This window comes from Olsenella sp. oral taxon 809 str. F0356 (genome assembly GCF_000233535.1).
Taxonomy (GTDB): domain Bacteria; phylum Actinomycetota; class Coriobacteriia; order Coriobacteriales; family Atopobiaceae; genus Olsenella_I; species Olsenella_I phocaeensis.
Map to the genome: position 1 here is coordinate 842,263 of NZ_JH376563.1, position 20,108 is coordinate 862,370.

The 20,108-nt window shown below is 68.4% G+C and carries 14 protein-coding genes; 6 read left to right on the forward strand and 8 right to left on the reverse strand.

Features of this window, described 5'->3' with window-relative positions:
- Nucleotides 1-65: 65 nt before the first annotated feature.
- Nucleotides 66-2,240: a DUF3825 domain-containing protein gene (locus HMPREF1008_RS09835; protein ID WP_009278529.1), complete on the reverse strand. Its 2,175-nt coding sequence runs from the start codon at nucleotides 2,238-2,240 to the stop codon at nucleotides 66-68.
- A gap of 289 nt (nucleotides 2,241-2,529) precedes the next feature.
- The gene (locus HMPREF1008_RS03885) at nucleotides 2,530-2,853 is read right to left on the reverse strand and encodes a DUF1292 domain-containing protein (RefSeq protein WP_009278530.1); all 324 of its coding nucleotides are present in this window, start codon (nucleotides 2,851-2,853) and stop codon (nucleotides 2,530-2,532) included.
- 342 nt (nucleotides 2,854-3,195) lie between these two features.
- On the opposite strand from HMPREF1008_RS03885, the gene HMPREF1008_RS03890 reads away from it, so the two are divergent.
- Both HMPREF1008_RS03890 and pfkB read left to right on the forward strand, forming a co-directional pair.
- Nucleotides 3,196-4,905, forward strand: coding sequence for an ATP-dependent DNA helicase RecQ (locus HMPREF1008_RS03890; protein WP_009278531.1), 1,710 nt, complete (start codon nucleotides 3,196-3,198; stop codon nucleotides 4,903-4,905).
- Between the two features lie 129 nt (nucleotides 4,906-5,034).
- On the forward strand, nucleotides 5,035-5,967 hold the full coding sequence (gene pfkB, locus HMPREF1008_RS03895) for a 1-phosphofructokinase (protein ID WP_009278532.1): 933 nt from the start codon (nucleotides 5,035-5,037) through the stop codon (nucleotides 5,965-5,967).
- Nucleotides 5,968-6,014: 47 nt separating this feature from the next.
- On the opposite strand, the gene HMPREF1008_RS03900 is transcribed toward pfkB, so the two are convergent.
- Both HMPREF1008_RS03900 and HMPREF1008_RS03905 read right to left on the reverse strand, forming a co-directional pair.
- A complete protein-coding gene (locus tag HMPREF1008_RS03900) occupies nucleotides 6,015-7,031 on the reverse strand; it encodes an alpha/beta hydrolase (protein WP_009278533.1) in 1,017 nt (338 codons plus the stop codon).
- A 455-nt stretch (nucleotides 7,032-7,486) separates the two neighbouring features.
- Complete coding sequence (locus tag HMPREF1008_RS03905; RefSeq protein WP_009278534.1) at nucleotides 7,487-8,302, reverse strand: tRNA (guanosine(46)-N(7))-methyltransferase TrmB; 816 nt, start codon at nucleotides 8,300-8,302, stop codon at nucleotides 7,487-7,489.
- Between the two features lie 338 nt (nucleotides 8,303-8,640).
- On the opposite strand from HMPREF1008_RS03905, the gene yfbR reads away from it, so the two are divergent.
- Complete coding sequence (yfbR, locus tag HMPREF1008_RS03910; RefSeq protein WP_009278535.1) at nucleotides 8,641-9,255, forward strand: 5'-deoxynucleotidase; 615 nt, start codon at nucleotides 8,641-8,643, stop codon at nucleotides 9,253-9,255.
- Between the two features lie 467 nt (nucleotides 9,256-9,722).
- Here yfbR and HMPREF1008_RS03915 read toward each other — a convergent pair whose 3' ends face one another.
- The 4 genes from HMPREF1008_RS03915 to HMPREF1008_RS03930 all read right to left on the reverse strand — a co-directional run bounded on the left by HMPREF1008_RS03915 (nucleotide 9,723) and on the right by HMPREF1008_RS03930 (nucleotide 16,324).
- Nucleotides 9,723-11,384 (reverse strand): putative manganese-dependent inorganic diphosphatase, encoded by a 1,662-nt coding sequence (locus HMPREF1008_RS03915; RefSeq protein ID WP_009278536.1) that lies wholly within the window; start codon nucleotides 11,382-11,384, stop codon nucleotides 9,723-9,725.
- 313 nt (nucleotides 11,385-11,697) lie between these two features.
- Nucleotides 11,698-13,863, reverse strand: coding sequence for a hypothetical protein (locus HMPREF1008_RS03920; RefSeq protein ID WP_009278537.1), 2,166 nt, complete (start codon nucleotides 13,861-13,863; stop codon nucleotides 11,698-11,700).
- A gap of 249 nt (nucleotides 13,864-14,112) precedes the next feature.
- The gene (locus HMPREF1008_RS03925) at nucleotides 14,113-15,219 is read right to left on the reverse strand and encodes an asparaginase (protein ID WP_009278538.1); all 1,107 of its coding nucleotides are present in this window, start codon (nucleotides 15,217-15,219) and stop codon (nucleotides 14,113-14,115) included.
- Nucleotides 15,220-15,319: 100 nt separating this feature from the next.
- Complete coding sequence (locus HMPREF1008_RS03930) at nucleotides 15,320-16,324, reverse strand: DMT family transporter (RefSeq protein WP_009278539.1); 1,005 nt, start codon at nucleotides 16,322-16,324, stop codon at nucleotides 15,320-15,322.
- A 95-nt stretch (nucleotides 16,325-16,419) separates the two neighbouring features.
- Here HMPREF1008_RS03930 and HMPREF1008_RS03935 point away from each other — a divergent pair, with 95 nt between their 5' ends.
- The 3 genes from HMPREF1008_RS03935 (at nucleotide 16,420) to HMPREF1008_RS03945 (ending at nucleotide 20,067) form a co-directional block, all read left to right on the forward strand.
- Nucleotides 16,420-17,343 carry a LysR family transcriptional regulator gene (locus HMPREF1008_RS03935; protein WP_232202829.1) on the forward strand — a complete coding sequence of 308 codons (924 nt, stop codon included), beginning with the start codon at nucleotides 16,420-16,422 and terminating at the stop codon, nucleotides 17,341-17,343.
- Nucleotides 17,344-17,628: 285 nt separating this feature from the next.
- Nucleotides 17,629-19,308 (forward strand): energy-dependent translational throttle protein EttA, encoded by a 1,680-nt coding sequence (ettA, locus tag HMPREF1008_RS03940; RefSeq protein ID WP_009278541.1) that lies wholly within the window; start codon nucleotides 17,629-17,631, stop codon nucleotides 19,306-19,308.
- Between the two features lie 21 nt (nucleotides 19,309-19,329).
- On the forward strand, nucleotides 19,330-20,067 hold the full coding sequence (locus tag HMPREF1008_RS03945; RefSeq protein ID WP_009278542.1) for a copper homeostasis protein CutC: 738 nt from the start codon (nucleotides 19,330-19,332) through the stop codon (nucleotides 20,065-20,067).
- Nucleotides 20,068-20,108: the final 41 nt, after the last annotated feature.

The following is a 20,108-nucleotide window of genomic DNA, read 5'->3' on the forward strand; positions in this document are numbered from 1 at the left end:
CAGCCACCAAGGCACAAGGTCAATTCGGCCATCGGCGAACAGGCCTCGTCGATGGCCGAATTCTTCTATCCCAGTGCGCCTGCCAGCCAGGAGGGCATGTCACGGCTCAGGCTGCGAGCGCAGGTGTATGCGTTCGCAAGCGAGAGGATCGCGCAGCCGCGCCAGCGACCGTCACCCTCAGGTGCCAGGGCGAGCGCCGATTCGGGCGTAGACCCGCTCGCGGGCCAGAGTGGCAGCAACAGCGCGATTCCGTCACGGCGAGGGTCGTATGCCGCTGCAAGCTGGCATGGGCTCTGCCTCACCCGTCTGAGCGAGCGCTCAAGCAGGTCGTCGTCCGATTCCGCCAGCCTCGCACCGAGCCCGGGGGTAAGGTCCAGGGTTGCGAGCGTGGGGAGCGTCTGGGGCAGGCTGAGTGGTTCCGGCAGGGGCAGCGCGTGCCTCTCACCCGTCGCGTCCGCCGGCTCGAGTGCGGAGAGACGCTCGTCTCCATCGACGACCCAGCCGGCGAACTGCCAGGGGATGTCTCCCTCGTGTGGCACGAAGCTCATGCAGAGGTACTGCCCGCATGCGGTGAGGAGGCCCGTGTTGAAGCCGGCGAGGCTCCCGTCGTCTGCCACGACGACGAGGCCGGCATGCCTGGCGCGCCAGAAGGTCAGGCAGAGGTACTCGCGCAGGACGCCGAGGTCCTCCTTGCCGGCAAGGCTCCAGGGCTCGTCTTCAGCCGCTGCCGCAAGTTGGGCGAGCAGGGGCTCCCAAGGTCCGATGACGGCAAACTGGGCGAGTTCGCGCTCGGGACTCACGTTCGCGCTGGTGGCGGCTGCGAAGTCAAGCAGCTGCCAGGCACCCTCTTCAGCGGGGGAGAGACCCTCGAGGCCGACGTCGGGAAGCTCTTCCTGGAAGCCGCCGTCGTCCACCCCCGTCATGCTCCAACGCTTGCCCGAGGGCGTGCGGGTGTTGCGACGCAGGGTCACCTCAAGTGGTGCCGAGCCGTCGGCGCGCAGGTAGCGCAGGGGGAAGCACAGTTGGCTGCGGCTGCCGTGGACGCTTCCGGTGGAGCGGGCCACGCGCCAGTCCTCGTCGAGCGTCGCGAGCACGTCCACGTCGGTGGGAAGCAGGGCATAGAGCCGCTCGAGGGCCTCGAGCTTGCAGCTCACCTCGGCCTGGAAGTCCCGTGGGAGGTCTGCCTGCAGCTGGACGGGAGGCAGCGGGTTGACGCGGACGGGACCTGCGGGCTCGCTTGGTGTCGGCGCGGGGCGTGCGGGTACGGGCTGGACGGGGGCAGGGCTTGCGACCGCCGCGGGCGTCGGTCGGGGTGCGACGATGGGCTTGGCGGCGACGGGGTGGCTGGGCGCAAGTGCGGGTGTCGCAGGCTGCGTGACTGCGGAAGCGCCGGCGGCAGGCCGTGCGGGCACAGCTGAGGGCTCGGCCGGGTGTCCTATCCGCGACGCAACTGGCTCGGCCTTTGCTACGGCAGCGGGGTCGGGCTGCGACTCGGCTGCCATCGTAGTGCCTTCCCGCTCCGTTTCGCCCTGTCCTTCCGCAGTGTCGGCGGTCCGGGCAAGTTCCTCCTCCAGGCCGTCGTAGGGGTCATAGGTGATGGTGAGCCTGATGGTGGGCTCGGGCGAGGGGGCGACGGGCCTCTCGCCTGCCCCTGGGTCCGCGACGGAGAGGCGCACCTCGTCCTTGCCTGCGACTTCCGCCGCATCCATGGACTTCGTCGCTGCCTCTGGTGCTGCCGTGGTCACGCCTTCGGGCTCTGTGGCCACCGTGACTTCGGGTTTTGCCATGGCTGCGGGCATGCTTTCGTTCGTGGGCCCTTCAGCTGCCGCGACCTCCGGCTCCGGCCCTGCCGTGGACTTCTTCTTGGCGCGCTGGTGCCACGGCTTCGCTGGCTTGGGGTCCTTGTTGCTCTTCTTGTGCTTCCAAGACCTCGCGCCCGCCACCGGCGCGGCCTTCTCGCCCGCGACCTGCCCTGCCGCCCGTGCCAGGACGGCGTCCCAATCCTCCTGGGGCTGGACCGTCACGTAGACGCGACCCTTTTTGAATACGGTGAGGCGGACGAAGTCGTGGAGGAGCTCCATCACGCCTTGGATGTCGGGAGCGCCCACGTCCTCGGGCCGCAGGTCCTCCGCTTCGAAGAGCTCCTCGACTTGTGCGAGCGGGACCTGCCTGAGGGTGCCGATTCTGGTGGAGAGCAGCTGGTAGAAGTACAGGCGGTTGCCTGCGGTCATTTTTGGCATGTTTGGACTCCTATGTGGGCGCCGGCGGGGCGTTCGTGTTCCGTCCTAGCTTACTACCCGAGGGTTCCGCTCCCGGCGTCCACGCGCTCGCGGGTGCCATGCGGCGTTCGCACGATCGTCCTGGCGTGCGAGCGAAGCAAGGCGGCAACTGGGACGACGCGATTTCCTCTCGCACGAATTCAGTTTTGTGCGAGAGGGGCGTGCCACCGCGCACGGCATGAGGAGGCCCGACAGCGGAACGAGCCGCTGCCGGGCCAGAGCCTGCATGCCGCCGTGCCTCAAGGGGACGCTACTCCGTGTCTTCCTCCTCGGCGTCGCCCTCGGCCTCGGCGAGTTCGAGCTCCTCCTCGGCTGCCGCCTCGTCGTAGCGGTCCGAGACGCGTTGGAACAGCTCGTCGGACTCGATGTCCACCAGCTCGTAGGTCCCCTCCTCGGGATACTCCTTGTAGCCGTAGAGGTAGACCTCGTCGCTGTCGTCATCGGGAAGGAGGGCGATGTACTCGTCGCCGTCCAGCTCGAAGATGCCCTGGACCTCGCAGCGCACCGTGCTGCCGTCGTCGAAGTCGATCTCGATGAAGTCGACCTCTTCCTCGTCGTGCTCGTGCTCGCTCATGGGTACCTCCCTGGGTGGTGTGCGCGCCCGTGCGCGTACGTAAGTGGGACTGTAGCAGGCCGCGCGCGGAAGGTGGCGCGTCAACGGCAAGCGTCCCCAATTGCCCTGCCATTGGGGAGGGTATGGCCGCACGTCGTGCTGTGATCAAGGCGCCAAGTCGGCAAAATTTGAGATAATGCTGACTTCATTGGCAAAACTGCAGGTAGATAAAATCCGGTCAGCAGAATTTGAAATTCTGCTGACTTGCGCTCGTTCCGCGCGGCCAGCGCGACAGACGGCGCGGTTAGACCCACTTACGGGCCACTCGTGTCCGGCATGACCGGGGGAGAGGAGCAACGCAACATGACAGACGCCACCCCCTCCCGCAGGTCGTCCATCCCCTCCCGCCATGCCCCCATCCCACCCGCGCCGGGCCCATCCTTCCCGCCCACCATGGACGGCGCCCGCGAGGCCCTGCGCCACTACTTTGGCTACGAGGGCTTCCGGCCTGGCCAGGGCGAGGTCGTCGAGGCCATCCTCCAGGGTCGGGACGCACTCGCCGTCATGCCCACCGGCGCCGGCAAGTCCGTCTGCTACCAGGTTCCCTCCATGCTGCTGGGCGGCCTCACGCTCGTGGTGTCGCCGCTCATCTCGCTCATGGGCGACCAGGTCCGCTCGCTCAAGGCCGCCGGCATTCGCGGCTCCTACCTCAACTCCAGCCTCAACCCGCGCCAGCAGGAGGTCGTCATGGCGCGTGCGCTGGCCGGCTGGTACGACCTCATGTACGTCGCGCCCGAGCGCCTGCAGGCCCCACGCTTCCTTGACTTCGCGGCGCGCGCACGGGTCCCGCTCCTCGCCGTGGACGAGGCCCACTGCGTGAGCCAGTGGGGCCAGGACTTCCGTCCCGCCTACCGGGGCATCGCCGACTTCGTGGGACGCCTGCCCCGTCGTCCGGTCGTGGTGGCCCTCACGGCGACGGCGACCAGTCGCGTGCGTGCCGACGTCGTGGGCCTCCTGGGCCTCCGCGACCCGCTCACGCAGGTGAGCGGCTTCGACCGTCCCAACCTCTTCCTTCACAGCTTCGAGCTCACGCCCAAGGAACGCGAGCGTTGGGTCCTGGGCTACGTTCGCGACCACGCCCAGCAGAGCGGGATCGTTTATGCCACCAGCCGCAAGCGCGTCGACTCCCTTGCGGAGGCCCTGCGCGAGGCCGGGGTCCCCGCCGTCGCCTACCACGCCGGCTACGACAACGACCTGCGCCGCGAGGCCCAGGCGCGCTTCGTGCGCGACGACGCCCGCGTCATGGTGGCCACCAACGCCTTCGGCATGGGCATCGACAAGTCGGACGTCCGCTACGTGATCAACTGCGGCCTGCCGCTCTCGCTCGAGGAGTACTACCAGGAGGCGGGCCGTGCAGGCCGCGACGGCGAGCCCGCCGAGTGCTACCTGCTCTGGAGCCGGGGTGACATCCGCACCTGCCACTACCTCATCGACTCCGGGGACTTCCCGCCCGAGCTGGACGAGGCCGAGCGCGCCGCGCTCACCCAGAGCCGCGAGCGCCTCCTGGGCCAGATGATCGGCTACGCGATGAGCGACTCCTGTCTGCGCGCCCGCATCCTGGGCTACTTCGGCCAGGGCTCGGGGACGCACGTCGATGTGGCACGCCCAGGCGAGAGCGGCGTCGGCGCCTCGGTCCCCGCCGCCTCCCAGGGGCGGGAGGGCTGCGGCTCCTGCTCCGTCTGCTGCGGCCGCACGCCCGAGCGCTACCTGCGCACCCGACGCGCGCCAGGCTCCTTCGGCCGAGGCGCGCGCACGCGCGAGCTTCCTAGCGAGCGCGAGGTGACCGACGAGGACGAGCGCCTCTTCCAGCGCCTCCGCGCCCTGCGCAAGCAACTTGCCGACGATGCCGGCGTGCCGCCCTATGTGGTCTTCTCGGATGCTACCCTCAGGGGCATGGTTCGCCTGCGGCCCCAGGGGGAGGACGAGCTCCTGCAGGTCTCGGGTGTGGGACAGACCAAGCTCAGGCGCTACGGGGAGCAGTTCCTCGACGTCATCGCGGGTCGGGTGGAGTAGGGCAATCGACGAGGCGCGTCCGCGTACGCCTGCCGCTCGCGACGCAGCGGTCCCGCCCCGCCCGTCTGCCGCTGACGCCCGCGCCACGCCACCCAGGCGCTCCCCGACCCCACGTAGAAGGAGACCCCCATGATCCGCACCGTCACGCTCAACCCCGCCCTGGACAAGACCGCCATGGCGCCCGGGCTCACGCTGGACGCCGTCAACCGCATCAGCGGGCTGCGCGTCGATCCCGGCGGCAAGGGCGTCAACGTGTCCAAGGTCGTGCGGGCCCTGGGCGGAACGAGCGTGGCCTGCGTCCTGCTCGCCGGGTCGGCGGGCCGCGCGCTCGAGGGCCTGCTTCGCAGCCAGGGCATCGAGGTCGACGCCTTCTGGTCCAAGGGGGGAGAGACCCGCAGCAACCTCAAGCTCATAGACCCCACTGCCGGCACGCACACCGACGTCAACGAGCCCGGCCCCCTGCCGGAGGAGGGGCTCCTCTCCCACATGCTCGAGCACTTCGTGGACGGCGTGCGGCCAGGTGACGTCGTGGTGCTTGCGGGGTCCCTCCCGCGCGGGGTCGCGACGGGCTGCTACGCGGGGTGGGTGCGCGCCTGCAAGTCGGCCGGCGCCACGGTCTTCCTGGATGCGGACGGGGAGCGCCTGGCCCGCGGCATCGAGGCCGGCCCCGACTTCGTGAAGCCCAACGACGCGGAGCTTGCCGAGCTCGTGGGCCGCGCGCTGCCTGACGAGGATGCCGTCCTGGACGCCGCTCGCGAGCTGCAAGGCCGCGGCGTGGCGCGGGTCATGGTGTCCTTGGGTGGTGACGGTGCCATCTACCTCGGCGGCGACGGGGCGTGGCGCGCGAGCTCGCCCAAGGTGCCCGTGGGGTCGACCGTCGGCGCGGGAGACTCCGTGGTCGCGGCGCTCGCCCTCGCCGAGGAGCGCGGGCTTGGCCTGGAGGACGCGCTTCGGCTGGCCATGGCCACCGGTGCCGCCAACGTCATGCAGTCGGGGACCCAGGCCGCCCCGCGGGAGCTCGTGGAGTCGCTCTTGGGAGAGGTCGAGGTCAGGAGGATCTAGCGCTCGCTGGCCAGGCGCCAACGCGAAGCGTCAGGACGCCGCGTCGCCTAGCCTCGCGGGACCTCCTTGGTCACCAGCTGCTCGATGAGGCGACGTGCCTTGCGACCCTCGGGTGTGGGATACAGGGGCCAAATGTGGGCCTGCCCCGTGCCCACCACCAACTCGTGGCTCACGCCGTTCTCGCCCAGCTTGGCGTCGAAGGCCACGCAGTCGGGATAGAAGATCTCGCGCGTGGCGACGAAGGTGGTCACGTTGCGCAGCGGCCGAACGTCCCCGTTGATGGGGCTGAGTCGGTAATCGGTCACGTCGTCGCCATCGGCCCAGAGGTCGCCGAGCTGCGCCAGGCCCCAGGGTGCCAACGCCGGGTCCACGTCGAAGTAGTCGTGGATCTGGGGGTTGCGCATGGTGATGTCAAGCTGGGGAGAGAGCAGCACCAGTTGCCCTGGCTGCTCCAGGTCGTAGTGGGAGAAGCTCTCGGCCAGGCCCGCCGCCAGGCCGCCGCCCGCGGAGTCCCCCATCAGGGTGACGTCCTTGGCCTCGTAGCGGCGCAGCATGCCCTCGTAGAGGTCGGTGAGCAGCGAGTAGGCCTCGTCGTGGTCGTGGGCGGGCGCCAGGGGATAGATGGGGACGAAGACCTCCGCTCCGGTGCGCTGGCAGAGGTCGTCCAGGAAGAGCCAGTGGACCCAGCTGATCTGCTTCACGTACGCGCCACCGTGCAGGTAGAGCACGGCACGGGCGTTCTTGCCCGTGGTGCCCAGGTGGAAGGTCTTCATACCGTCGCAGGTCTCCTCGAAGACCAGGGACCTGAGGCGCAGCCAGCTGGGGATGTGGTATTCGACCTCGTTCTCCTGGCGACAGGCCTCGACGAAGTCCTCGAAGCGGCCGAGGTTCTTGCCCAGGAGGACGCCCCTTCCGGCGAAGGCCCTGAGGGCGCCGGCGAGCACGGACGCCTGGGCGCTGCGGCCGTACCTGATTTTGGAGAAGGCGGAGAAGCCGGCTGCCGCAGCCGCCGTTCCCGCTGCGATGCCGGCGGCCATGAGCGCGTTCCTGTGCGAGTCCTTCATGGGGAACCTCCTACCTGGGACAACGATTCATCTGCGTGAGGCATGCTCTCCAGTTTACCCAGAAGCGTGCATGAGGCATGTCGGCCCGTCTGCGGACGGCAGGTCTACACAAGGCGACGCCGACGTGCCGACATGGCGACGCCGACACGCGCCTCGCCCGTGGGGCCGCATTCGCTCCGGTGCCGTCCCCGCCTCTCATCCCAGAGTTGTATGCGGATTCCACACACAACACGATTCTCGTCCGATGCTTTTACCTGCTGTTATGTGATTTCTAACTTTGTAATACGCCAATAGGGAGAGAAAAAACCGCACACAAATTATTGAACCACGTGCAAGCTGGTGGCCGTTTGTCCGCAGCAGCCCAGCTGCCGTGCCCACAGCAACCCAGCGGTCATGTGCCCGCATGCGAGCTGGCAGCCGTTCGCCCGTGGGCGCCCTGCCCCCCGGGGTGGCACCTAGTCGCGGGCGCCCTGCTTGGCGCGCAGGTTCCGCAGGTTGGTGACCGTGCCCTGCATCCCGTGGGGCACGTAGGAGAGCTGGGCCAGGTCCTCGGGCAGGTACTCCGCCAGGCTCAGCTCGGCGGTCTGCTCCACCTGCCCCGTCAGCGGGCCTGGCGTCGCCTCCAGGCCGAACACGGTGGCACCTTGCCTGCCCAGGCGCTCCTCGTACCAGCTCACGGGGTCGTCGGGCCTGTCGGCACGGGCGTCCTCGCTCTTCCACGTCAGCTCGAATCCCGCGAGCTCGAACTGCGTGAGCGAGAACGCGAAGAGGGGTTGGCTGTCGGTCTTGAAGACGACGCTTCCGCCTGGGGCCAGGACCTGGCGGTACAGGAGCAGCTGGTCAAGGTGGGTGAGTCTCCGCGCCGCCTCCTTCTTCTTGGGGAAGGGCGTGGGGAAGTTGAGGATGATGCGGCCCACCTCGCCCGGGGCGAAGAGCTCGGCGACGTCGCGTCCCAGGGCGGGTACCAGGACCAGGTTGGCAAGGCCGTCCTCGACGGCCTTCTGCGCGGCGTAGGCGATGCAGACGGGCTCGGAGTCGATGCCCACGAAGAGCACGTCGGGCTCGCGCGCGGCGGACTCGGCCGCGAAGCCGCCCTTGCCGCAGCCCAGGTCAAGCCGCAGCTCGCGGAGTCGAGGGCCGCCCACGGAACTGCAGGCCTCGAGCCAGCGCCCAGCCAGGCGGCGCGGCTCGAGCTCGATGGCGTCGGCGTAGCGCTCGAGGCGCTCCTCGAGGACGAAGTTCTTGGGGAGACGTGCGTGCAGTCCGTGCATGAGACCTCTTCGTGCTGGCGAGCGTACGATGACTGGCATTATGGCATCATGGCGCGCTCGAACGATTTAGTGTGCACAAACTGCTATATCTGCCCGCCAGAACACCGTTATGTGTGGGTTTTGGAGGGTGATTGCGAGTTTGTGCACACTAATGCGCCGCCGTCCTCGCTCATCGCCAACGCTGCGTCCGCGCCGCATCGGCCTCGTCGCCACCTACGCCGCCGTTCGCGCTGTCGCCATCCATGTCGCACCTGCTGCCAGCGCGGCTCCCCTCTCCGGGCAATCCGTCCCGTCCCTTGGCTACGATGGTCCTCGTAGGTTTCGACGAGGGAGGCAGCATGTCTCAGTTCACGGCGATCATGGCGCGGCTCAAGTACATCGAGCGCTGGGCCCTCATGCGCAGCTCCCGGCCAGAGAACCTCAGCGAGCACTCGCTCGAGGTCGCCATGATTGCCCACTTGCTCTGCGTGATCGCCAACGTGCGCTACGGCCGCTCGCTCGACGAAGGCCGTGCCGCGCTCATGGGCATGTACCACGACGCGTCAGAGATCATCACGGGAGACCTCCCCACGCCGGTGAAGTACTTCAACCCCCAGATTCGCGACGCCTACAAGGGCGTCGAGTCCGCAGCGGAGGAGACGCTCCTCTCCACCCTGCCCGCCGACCTGCAGGGTAGCTTTCGGTCGGCGTTCGGCCTGGCAGGGGAGGGCGAGCCGGATGCGGTCGAGCGTGAGGGCGAGGCGCATCTGCGACAGCTCGTGAAGGCGGCGGACAAGCTCTCGGCACTGATCAAGTGCCTGGAGGAGCGCTCTGCCGGCAACTCCGAGTTCGTGACGGCGGAGGCCTCGACGCGCGCCTCGCTCGAGCGGATGGCCGAGGGTCTCCCCGAGCTCCGGGACTTCATGGACGAGTTCCTGCCCTCCTACGGACACACCCTGGACCAGCTCCTCTAGGTACGGTCGTCAGAGGTACTGCAGCCAGGGTGTCCAGGTACACGGGGTGGGGGAGAGTCAGCTTCGCCGCGGGCCCTGCCGCTAGGCTCTTGCGTGGACTCCCGCACTTGTATGCGGATTCCGCACACAACGTGATTTCCATGCGCTTCATCTACCTGCTGTTATATGGATTCTAACTTTGTAATACGCCAACAAGGAGAGAAAAAACCGCATACAAAATCTTTGAACCGCATGCAGATAGGCTGCCCTCCTCGGACGTGAGCGTCCCCATGGTGCCGCCTCGCGTCGCGACTTCCAGTCTCCCATGGCGCGCCGCCTTGCGTCTGGCTGCCCCATGCCCGAAAAGCTCGTGCCGAGCAGTCGGGCTGTGGGCGGCCACTCAAACCGCAGCCACGAAAGGGCCCCGCGGCGTCGTCTGCCGCGGGGCCCTGCCGCTGCCGGGTATGCGCGCCACTCTCGCTTGGGAGCTAGTCCTCCTGGGTGTCCTGCAGGGTGGTCATGAGCGCTGGGATGACCTGCTTCTTGCGGCTCACGACGCCTGGCAGGGTGGCGATGCCGTCGACGGGCTCCACGCCGAAGGCACGCGCGACGATCTCTTCCGCGCCGGCGCCGTAGTACAGCATCTCGGTGGTCTGACTCTTCACGTCGGTGAACATGTAGAAGACCAGCGGCAGCTCGTCAGCGGCGGCGCCCTCCTTGAGGTAGGGACCCACCAGCGCCTCGGCCGCCTTGCGGCTGTTCTTGGTCATGAAGCTGCCCTGGCCCACGCCGAAGCGGGCGTTGCCGCGCGAGAAGACCTTGAAGTCCTGGTGGAAGACCTCCTCGGCCGTGCGTCCCGTGAGCTCCGCGCCGGCGTCGAACATCGCGTCGGCGTACTCGTCGATATCCTCGCCGCAGATCTTCGCGAGCTGCTCGCCGGCATACTTGTCGCGGGGGGTGCAGGTGGGGGAGCGGAACGCCAGGGTGTCAGAGAGGATGGCGCTCATCATGAGGCCGGCGATGTTCTTGGGAATCTCGACGCCCTGCTCCTGGTACATGCTGTAGAGGATGGTGCAGGTGCAGCCCACCGGCTCGTTGCGGAAGCGCGCGGGAGCGGAGGTCTCGATGCTGCCGATGCGGTGGTGGTCGACGATCTCCATGATCACGGCCTGCTCGAGGCCGTCGACCGCCTGGGAGCGCTCGTTGTGGTCGACGAGGACCACGTGCTTGCGCGTCACGTTGAGCAGGTTGGGCGTGCTCACGAGGCCGCAGTAGTGGCCGTCCTCGTCCAGCACGGGGAAGAAGCGGTGGCGCGACTGGGTGATGGTCTTGCGCGCGTCGTCCACGGTGGTGTTAACGCTGAAGCGCAGCACGTCCTGGGCGTCGAGCATCTTGGCGCGCACGGGGATGGACATGCTGATCAGGCGGGCGGCGGCGTAGGTGTCGTAGGGCGTGGTGATCACGGTGCAGCCGTTGGCGCGGGCCGCGTCCACGACGACGTTGGAGAGCTGGGCGCCGTTGCACACGATGAGCAGCCCGGCGCCGGACTCGACGGCGAAGCGCTGAGTCTCGTAGCGGTTGGTGACGAGCACGGTGTCGTTGTGCTCGATCGCGCCCTCCATCATCTCGGGTGTGGTGCCCACGACGACCTTGCCCGTCTCGACGCGGGCCTCGGGGTCGCCCAGGACCATGCTGCCCTTCAGGGTCTGGATGATGTTGGAGTACTTGGTCTTCGCCTCTGCGATGACGCGCGTGTCGAAGATGTCCATGTTGGCGTTGGCGATGTCCTTCACGGCGATGAGGCCCTCGAGGTCGCCCTTTTCGTTGGTGATGCAGAGGGTGTCGGCCTTGCTGGAGCCCATGAGGTTCCAGGCGGCGAAGAGGCTCATCTCGCGGTCGATGCCGTCGGTGCGCTGGATCATGATGTCCTTGATTTGGGGGCGCACGCTGGTGATGAGCTGTGGCTCCTCGAAGCCGAAGTGCCTCAGGACGAAGGCGGTCTCGCGGTTGATGGTGCCGGCGCGGCGCGCCTCGTACTGCACGTCCTCGGTCTGGTTTTTGAGGTAGGCCATGCTGATGGCCGAGCAGATGCTGTCTGTGTCGGGATGCAGGTGGCCGATGACGTTGACCTTGCGGATGGTCTCGGGCATGGACTTCTCCTTGGAACTTGCGCTCGTGGGCGCGGGAGTCGGAACGTTCACCCTGAATTGTGCCACTACGCAGGCGTCTTGGGGCGCGTGGGCTTGGCGTGACGGGCGTGCGGGGCCCGTGTGCCGGTCGTGCGGGGCACGCACGTCACCGGACGCGGTTTTTGCCCCCCCGGGGGGGAGCGCGTCAAAAGACTGCGCACGGTAGCGTCCAATTGTGGAGACGGTGAGGCAAAGGCCCAGTTGGGCCATCGCCTCGCAAAATCCAATGCGCAGTTTTTGGTAACGGCATCTCGCGCGGCGTGTCCCGACGTCGTCAGTCCCCAATCGCGTCCAGGCGGATGACGAACTTCGTCGTGCCATGCTGTCCCTCGGCGATGCCGGCGAAGCTCTCGTATTCGTCGGCGAGCTCGCTGACGGCGTCGAGGCGTGCGACGAGCTTCCTCATCGAGGAGCCGTCGAGTGCCTCGACCATCTTGGAGACGGCCTTCTCGTCGAAGGCCCTCAGGCCATCCGTCAGTTGGTCGGAGCCCACCGCGGCAGCGGACGAGCCCGTCGCAAGCGCCGAGGCGCCGTCCTGCAGCTGTTCGATGCCACCCACGAGTTGTCCGGCGCCCTGGTCGATCCGGCGCGCTCCCGTCGCGAGCTCGCCCGCACCGCTGGCGGCCTGGCCCAGGGCCTGGGCTAGCTGTTGTGCCCCGGCGCTGCTTGCGGCGGCGCCACCCAGGAGGCTGCCCGCGTCCTCCGCGCTCCCCAGCGCCCCATGGATGCTCACGATGCCCTGGTCGAGCTGGTGTGCCAGGGCGGCGACGCCCGCCAGCCCCGTGGCCTGCTCCTCGCTCCCACGTGCCGCGGCCACGAGGTCGCCGCATGCGTCTGCTGCCGCGGAAGCGGCGCCGGACCTCTGTGCAATCGACTGTGCCGACGTCGCGGCGGAGGAGAGGGACGTGGCCTTCTCCTCGAGTTTCGTGACCTGTGCCGAGACGTCCTCGGGCTGGGGGACGGTGCTCGCGGTGCCCGCGGCATCGTTGAGCTTTTCGAGTGCGGAGGCAACGGCCTGCCTCTGCGCGTCGGTCATGCCGGTCTGGTCGATGCCCGCGAGCGCCTCCCGCGCCTCGGAGACCTGGGCCTGCACGCCCTCCTGCGCGCTCGCGTAGGCCTTGAGGGCGTCGGCCGAGCTGTCGAGCGACTTTGCCGCGTCGCCTGCGGCAGTGGCCGCCGCCCGCGCGTCTCCGGCAGACTTGCCCACCTGGGTCGCCATGTCCGCCGCCTCGGCCGCGGTCTCCTTCGCGGAGGACGCCTGCTCCTGGGCGCGCGAGAGCACGTCTCGCGCGTCGCCGAGGGAGGCACCCAGCGCGCCCGCGGCGCCCTGCAGGCCGGTGACGCCCCCGTTGAGCCTGCCCAGGCCTTCCGACAACGCCTGTCCGCCTGCCGCCAGGGACTCCGCCCCGACGCGCGCCTGTCCCACTCCCTGGGCAAGGCTGCTGGCTCCGTCAGCGAGCTGTCCCGTCGCCTGCGGCAGGAGCCCCGCCTCGGCGCGGAACACGTCGACGCCCCTCGAGAGGGCGGTGCTGCCGTCCGAGATCCTCTGCAGGGCGCCAGCAAGCTCGTCCGAGCCGCTCACCAGCTGGTTCATGGAGCTCCGCAGCAGGTCGACGGTCTCGCTGTTGTCTCCTGCGTCGATCTTGCTGGTGTCGAGGTCCGAGAGCAGGCTGGGGGTGACGATGGTGGTCACGGATCCCAGCCTGAAGTTCGTCACGTCCGCCTCGAGCTCGAAGTGCTCGGGGAGCTCGATCTGGTCGCGGCTGAGGTCGAGGCTCTCCTGGAGCCCCGGCAGCGCGTAGCCCACCGCCATGGGCGTGTCGCCCGAGATCAGCCGCCCGTTGGTGAGCTTTACGTCGTGGAACACGTCCTCGTCGAGGTCGACGGTGGTGATGGCCGCGAAGGGCGTGAAGAGCTCCCGCTGGCTGCCCTGCACGGAGCGGGTCGCGGACGACTCGTTCCGGTAGTCGAAGCGCATGACGAGGTGGCCGCTCTTGCCGGCGAGCTCGCTGGCTTCGATCGGCCTGCCGTCCAGCGTGTAGCTCACGCTGATGGCCAGGGGCAGCGGCTTGTCGCTGCGCCCGCTGTACGAGACCGTCTTGCCGTTCGCCGTCCAGCTCAGGCTGCCGTCCGCGTTGGTGCTGAAGCCCTGCTTGTCGTCGGAGGGCCTGATGTCGCTCAGGTTGCTGCGGTCGGGGAGGGTCGCCGCCTTCCCGTCGTTGCTGAGGGTCTCCCGCACCGTGGTCTCGCGCACGTTTCCGCTGCTGTCCGCAGAGACGTAGACCGTCTCGTTCTTGTCGATGCTGGTGCCTCCTGCCGCGAGGGCGGTCGCGGGCATCGCGAGCGCAGCCACGAGCGAGAGGCCGGCGACGGCCGAGAACGCGGCGGCCCTCAGGTGACGTGGGTGGGTGTGGTTGGTCTTCGAGAAGCGCCTGGCCATGGTTCCTCCAGCTGTTGCGTCGTGTCTCATCTGAGTTTACACAAGTAAACTTGAGGAATTGCGCACTGTGGTGCAAAACTGCGCATGGAAGCTCCGAATTGTGGAGAGAAACGACAAAAGCCCAGTTACGCGAAGGGCATACCAGGAATCGTGCGCACTTTTCGTGCAGCAGCCCTCTGGACGGTTCCCGTCCTGCCTCCCAATCGCCCTCGCGTCGCCCGCCAGGATGTCCGTCGTGTGTCCGCCCGCCTATCCCAGCGTACGGTCGTGGTTCACGGGCGCGTAGAAGAGGCGCGCCACCTCGTCCTGGTCGCGCGTCTGGCCGAGGGCCCACATGGTCTTCGCCACCAGGGCCTCGGTGGTCATGTCATCTGCTCGCAGGATGCCCGGGTGGTCTGCGTATGCTCGACCGACCTCGTATACCCCCAGGTCGAGCCCCTCCTCGGGCACCTGGGTGGTGATGACCAGCGTCCGGCCCGATGCGACCCAGCCATAGATGGCCCGCTGGTAGGCGTTCCCGTCGTACTCGGGTATCCCGCCGATGCCAAAGGTCTCCAGTACCACGGCGTCGTAGTCCCGTCGCAGCAGGTCGAAGATGCTGGGCCTGAGCTCGGGGGTCAGCTTGAGGACGATGACCCTCTCGTCTAGCTCGTGGTAGAAGTCCGGTCGGCGTGCGGGCACGCCCGCTGCCGTCGCGTTCCCGTCCGTGGCCGCCGCACGCTCGCCCCTGCCCACTGCCAGGCAGTCGCCTGCCGCACGCCTGTCCCCGCCCACTGCCGCGCAATCGCTCGCTCCACCGCCCTGCCGTATGATCCGCTCCGACCTGATGACGGCCAGGGGAGGGTAATTCACGCTGGTGAAGGCGTTGAAGCTCAGCGTCCGCTGCTTGTGCGCCCGCGTTCCGGCTATGACGCTGCCGTTGAACGCCACGCTCACGTCCCGCGACCCGTCGTCGCAGGCATACAGGACGGATTGGTACAGGTTGAGCTTGGCGTCGGTGAAGGGGTTCGACATGGGCTGCTGGGATCCCGTGAGCACGATGGGCTTCCTGCTTCCGCGCACGAGGTAGCTCAGCGCCGCAGAGGTGTAGGCCATGGTGTCCGTGCCGTGCAGGACGACGAAGCCGTCGAAGTCGTCGTAGGCGCCCTCAATCATGGAGGCGATGCGCAGCCAGTCCATGGGCCGCATGTTGGTGCTGTCGATGTTCATCGGCTGGACGATGCTGAGCTCGCAGAGGTCGTCGAGCTGCGGGACGAAGGCCGCGAGCTCCTCTCCGCTGAGCGCGGGCGAGAGCCCGCCGCCCTGGGGCAGCGAGGCGATGGTGCCTCCCGTGGCGACGATCAGGATCCTCTTCATGGCGCGCATGCTCCCGTCTTGGGCCAAGCCGACGGGGTCATGGTAGCGGAAGGCGAGAGGGACGCGCCGTCGCTGTCGTTGGCGCCTGCCAGCGACGGGCCTACCGCGCGAGCACCGCCCTCCTGCGGACGAGTGCGTGCCTGCCACGCGTCGCCGCCAGACGAGCTGCGTCGCGCATCGCATCGACGGCGCCGCCCAACGCTGCGCCGCCCACGAGCTCGCTCGCCGCGGCACCGCCCACCACGAGCGCGGCCCCGAGCATGCGACCGGGGGTCAGGGACTCTCCCAGGAGCAGCGCTCCCAGCGCCACCGCGCTCAGGGGCTCGAGGTATCCGCATACGGCGACGCGCTGGACCGGCAGCCTGCCCAGCGAGGAGAAGTACAGGTAGCAGCCCAGCCCGGTGTTGACCAGTCCCAGCACGAGCACGGCCGGCAGGTTGGCACCCGCGACCTGGCCGGGTGTCACGAGTCCGCCCGTCGCGATCGACCAGGCGGCGACCGCGGCGAAGCTCGCCAGCATCTGCACGCATGCCGCCTCCATGCCGCCCACCTCGGGCGCCCGCTTCGAGAACACGACCATCACCGCGTACATGAGGGCGGAGGCCCCGCCCAGAGCGAGGCCGCGCGGGTCGGGCGCGCTGCCGCCGCACTGCGCGACCACGAGAAAGGCCCCCAAGACCACGCAGCCAAAGCCCGCGAGCTTGGGACCAGTGAGCCTCTCGCCAAAGAGGAGGGGGGAGAGCAGCATCACGATGACCGGCCCGCAGTAGTACGCGAGCGACGCCACCCCCACACCCACCAGGCGATACGCCGCAAAGAGGAAGATCCAGCCCACTCCCAGCGCGGCCCCGGAGAGCGCGAGCGCCGCCGCCTGCCGGGGGTGCTCCAGGCAGGCGAGAGGTGCTGCGTCCTGGCTCGCGGCACCATCCGCACCGGAGCGCCGCCGCCACAGGCTCGCGCCGAGTGCCGCGCACAGGGCGAGCGAGCCGAGCAGCGTGCGCAGGAGGACGACCTGTCCGCTGGGCAGGTCTATCTGGCTGGCTATGATCCCGTTGGACCCAAAGAGCAGAAGCGATGCCAGGTACTTCCCAAAATCTCGCGACATAGTGGAAGGGTCCTCCGAGCTCGTGCGAACAAATCAGCCATCAAACTTTCGCACGCGTCGAAACATATTAAAAGCGAATGTTTATCATGTTTGGCATGCAGGTTTGTGATGCATGGACGAGTGCCGGAAACGGGGTCGCCGTGGAGTCAAACATCCAGAAGTACCAGGCCTTTCTCCAGACCGTCCGCCTGGGCAGCATCACCCGGGCAGCCAGGTCGCTCGACTACTCGCAGTCGGGCGTCAGTCGCATGGTCGCCGACCTCGAGCGGGCCTGGGGCGTGAGCCTGCTCGAGCGAGGCCATGGTGGCGTGCGCCTCACCGCCGAGGGCGAGCGACTCCTGCCCTTCGTGGAGGAGGTCTGCGAGGGCGCGCGCCGCCTGAGCATGCAGGTGGACGACATCAACGGCCTCGAGACGGGCACCGTTCGCATCGGCACCTTCTCGAGCGTGGCAACGCACTGGCTGCCGCGCATCATCAAGCGCTTCCAGCGGGACTTCCCCAACATCGAGTACGAGATGCTCCTGGGCGACTTCCCCGAAATCGAGCGCTGGTGCGAGGAGGGCCGCGTCGACCTGGGCTTCCTGCCCTACGCGCCCGCCCCCGCGTCGCTGGGCGCGCGCTGGCTCGAGGATGACGAGCTCTTAGCCGTCCTTCCCGAGGGCCACGAGCTCGCGACGACCTCCGCCCCCGTGCCGCTCGCCCGCCTCTGCGAGGAGCCCTTCATCATGTTGGAGCAGTCGGGCGACGAGGAGGTGCGCTCCGTCTTCGCGCGCGCAGGCCTCACGCCGCGCGTCCGCTTCACCACCTTCGACGACTACGCGATCATGTCCATGGTCGAGAGCGGCCTGGGCCTGGCCGTCCTTCCCGCGCTCATCCTGCGCCGCAACCCCTACCACGTCGCGGTGCGGCAGCTCGACCCGGTCGCGCACCGCTCGATCAACGTGGTCTATCGCGACCTCGACCGCCTGCCCCTGGCGGCGAAGCGCTTCCTCGGCTACCTCGACTACCGCAGCGGCTGAGGCGAGCGGTTTCCGCAGGCCCGAGTGGCCGCAGGCGAGGGCGGCGCGCGACCTCGTCAGTAGCCCGCTTCCAGCGCCCGTCCAGTGCCGGCCTCTCGCCCCCGTGCGCTGCGCCCATTGCGCCCCCGTGCGCCGCGCCCCTCTCGCCCGGATGGCCGACCTCACATAGAATGGTGAACGAGCAACCGACCGGTCGACCGCAGGCGGTCGCGCAAGAAAGACATGCGCCGTCCCGCGCGCACGCGCCGGCAGGCCGCGTCCCCACCCCCAACCCAAGGAGTCCCCATGGCAGAGTTCGTCTACCAGATGTACAAGGTCCGCAAGGCGTACGGCGAGAAGGTCATCCTCGATGACGTCACGATGGGCTTCTATCCCGGCGCGAAGATCGGCGTCGTGGGCCCCAATGGCATGGGCAAGTCCACGCTGCTCAAGATCATGGCTGGCATGGAAGAGATCTCCAACGGAGAGGCACGCCTGGCGCCTGGCTTCAGCGTGGGCATCCTGCAGCAGGAGCCGCCGCTGGACGAGTCCAAGACCGTGGGGGAGAACATTCGCGAGGCCTTCGGCGACATCATCGCCAAGGTAGACCGCTTCAACCAGATCGGTAACGAGATGGCCGACCCCGATGCGGACTTCGACGCCCTCATGGCCGAGATGGGAGAGCTCCAGAACCAGATCGACGCCGCCAACGGCTGGGACCTCGACAGCCAGCTCAGCCAGGCCATGGACGCCCTGCAGTGCCCCGACCCCGACGAGGACGTGAGCCACCTCTCGGGCGGCGAGCGCAGGCGCGTCGCGCTCTGCAGGCTCCTCCTCGAGGCGCCCGACCTGCTGCTCCTCGACGAGCCCACCAACCACCTCGACGCCGAGTCGGTCCTCTGGCTCGAGCAGTTCCTCAAGGGCTACCCTGGCGCCGTCCTGGCCATTACCCACGACCGCTACTTCCTTGACAACGTGGCCGAGTGGATCTGCGAGGTGGACCGCGGCACGCTGTATCCCTACAAGGGCAACTACTCCACCTACCTCGAGACCAAGGCCGCCCGCCTCGAGATGGAGTCCAAGCAGAACGCCCGCCGCGCCAAGAAGATGAAGTCGGAGCTCGAGTGGGTGCGCAGCTCCCAGAAGGCCCGCCAGGCGAAGAGCAAGGCCCGTCTCGCCGCCTACGAGCAGATGGAGGCCGAGGCGCGCCGCGCCACCAAGGTCGACTTCACCGACATCCACATCCCCGTGGGCCCGCGCCTGGGCTCCAAGGTCCTGGAGGTCGAGCATCTGCACAAGGCCTTCGGCGACCGAGTGCTCATCGACGACCTCAGCTTCAGCCTGCCCCGCAACGGCATCGTGGGCGTCATTGGCCCCAACGGCGTGGGCAAGTCCACGCTCTTCAAGATGATCGTGGGTCAGGAGCGGCCCAGCTCCGGCACCCTCGAGCTGGGCGAGACCGTCCAGCTCTCGTACGTCGACCAGGGGCGCGAGGGGCTCGACCCCGACAAGAACGTCTGGGAGGTCGTCTCGGGCGGGAACGACTTCATCCAGGTGGGCACGACTGAGGTGCCCAGCCGCGCGTACGTGAGCGCCTTCGGCTTCAAGGGCACCGACCAGCAGAAGCCCTCGGGAGTGCTATCTGGCGGTGAGAGGAACCGCCTCAACCTGGCCCTCACGCTGCGCCAGGGCGGCAACCTGCTCCTGCTTGACGAGCCCACCAACGACCTCGACACCGAGACCCTGGAGTCGCTGGAGGAGGCGCTGCTCGAGTTCCCGGGCTGCGCGGTGATCACCAGCCACGACCGCTGGTTCATGGACCGCATTGCCACGCACATCCTGGCCTGGGAGGGCACGGACGAGAACCCCGGCGCCTGGACCTGGTTCGAGGGCAACTTCGAGGACTACCAGCGCGACCGCATCGCACGCCTGGGGCCGGACGCGGCTCGTCCGCACCGCATCCATCGCAAGCTGACGAGGGACTAGGGGAGAGGGGCTGTCGCTGCCATGATCGAGGTCTGCTGCGGGAGCGCGTCGGACGCCCTTGCCGCCTGGCGCGGGGGCGCGCGGCGCATCGAGCTCAACTCGGCCCTCGAGCTGGGTGGGCTCACCCCCAGCGTGGCCAGCCTGAGGCTGGTGAGGGAGTCCACGGGCCTCGAGGTCGTGGTGATGGCACGGCCACGAGGCGGGGGCTTCTGCTATGGGGGGCTTGAGTGGCGGCAGCTCCTGGACGAGGCCACGATGCTGCTCGAGGAGGGGGCGGACGGCATCGCTTTCGGGGCGCTGGACGCGCCGCGTCACCTTGACGAGGCGAGAACGGCGCAGATGGTGTCCCTGGTGCACTCGTATGGGGCGACGGCGGTCTTTCACAGGGCCTTCGACCTGGCGGACGAGCCGCTTGCTGCGGCCCGGCTGCTGGTTGGGCTGGGCGTGGACCGCCTGCTCACCAGCGGGCAGAGGCATACGGCCTGGGAGGGGCGCGAGCTGATTCGCGAGCTTCAGGTGCAGCTGGGAGACGAGCTGCAGATACTGCCCGGGTCCGGCGTCAATGCGGGGAACGCGCGGGAGTTGAGGGAGTTCACGGGCGTGGGGCAGCTGCACTCCTCCTGCCGAGCGCTGGTCGATGATGCCGCCGCCTCGGGTCGCGACGTGAGCTTCGCCGTGCAGGGGGACGCCGACGTCGCACGTCGCTACCAGGTGAGCGAGGAGCTGGTTCGGGCGCTGGTCGCGACCGAGACGACATAGCCGAAGATTGCTCCGACGTCGGCTTCCTCGCCTCTCCGCTG

Bases quoted from the DNA above. Each gene is read 5' to 3' on its own strand.
- HMPREF1008_RS03935 (WP_232202829.1), top strand. From the start codon at position 16,420: ATGCAGGTTTGTGATGCATGGACGAGTGCCGGAAACGGGGTCGCCGTG.
- HMPREF1008_RS09835 (WP_009278529.1), bottom strand. From the start codon at position 2,240: ATGCCAAAAATGACCGCAGGCAACCGCCTGTACTTCTACCAGCTGCTC.
- HMPREF1008_RS03905 (WP_009278534.1), bottom strand. From the start codon at position 8,302: ATGCACGGACTGCACGCACGTCTCCCCAAGAACTTCGTCCTCGAGGAG.
- yfbR (WP_009278535.1), top strand. From the start codon at position 8,641: ATGTCTCAGTTCACGGCGATCATGGCGCGGCTCAAGTACATCGAGCGC.
- HMPREF1008_RS03885 (WP_009278530.1), bottom strand. From the start codon at position 2,853: ATGAGCGAGCACGAGCACGACGAGGAAGAGGTCGACTTCATCGAGATC.
- HMPREF1008_RS03930 (WP_009278539.1), bottom strand. From the start codon at position 16,324: ATGTCGCGAGATTTTGGGAAGTACCTGGCATCGCTTCTGCTCTTTGGG.
- HMPREF1008_RS03925 (WP_009278538.1), bottom strand. From the start codon at position 15,219: ATGAAGAGGATCCTGATCGTCGCCACGGGAGGCACCATCGCCTCGCTG.
- HMPREF1008_RS03900 (WP_009278533.1), bottom strand. From the start codon at position 7,031: ATGAAGGACTCGCACAGGAACGCGCTCATGGCCGCCGGCATCGCAGCG.
- HMPREF1008_RS03920 (WP_009278537.1), bottom strand. From the start codon at position 13,863: ATGGCCAGGCGCTTCTCGAAGACCAACCACACCCACCCACGTCACCTG.
- HMPREF1008_RS03945 (WP_009278542.1), top strand. From the start codon at position 19,330: ATGATCGAGGTCTGCTGCGGGAGCGCGTCGGACGCCCTTGCCGCCTGG.
- ettA (WP_009278541.1), top strand. From the start codon at position 17,629: ATGGCAGAGTTCGTCTACCAGATGTACAAGGTCCGCAAGGCGTACGGC.
- pfkB (WP_009278532.1), top strand. From the start codon at position 5,035: ATGATCCGCACCGTCACGCTCAACCCCGCCCTGGACAAGACCGCCATG.
- HMPREF1008_RS03915 (WP_009278536.1), bottom strand. From the start codon at position 11,384: ATGCCCGAGACCATCCGCAAGGTCAACGTCATCGGCCACCTGCATCCC.
- HMPREF1008_RS03890 (WP_009278531.1), top strand. From the start codon at position 3,196: ATGACAGACGCCACCCCCTCCCGCAGGTCGTCCATCCCCTCCCGCCAT.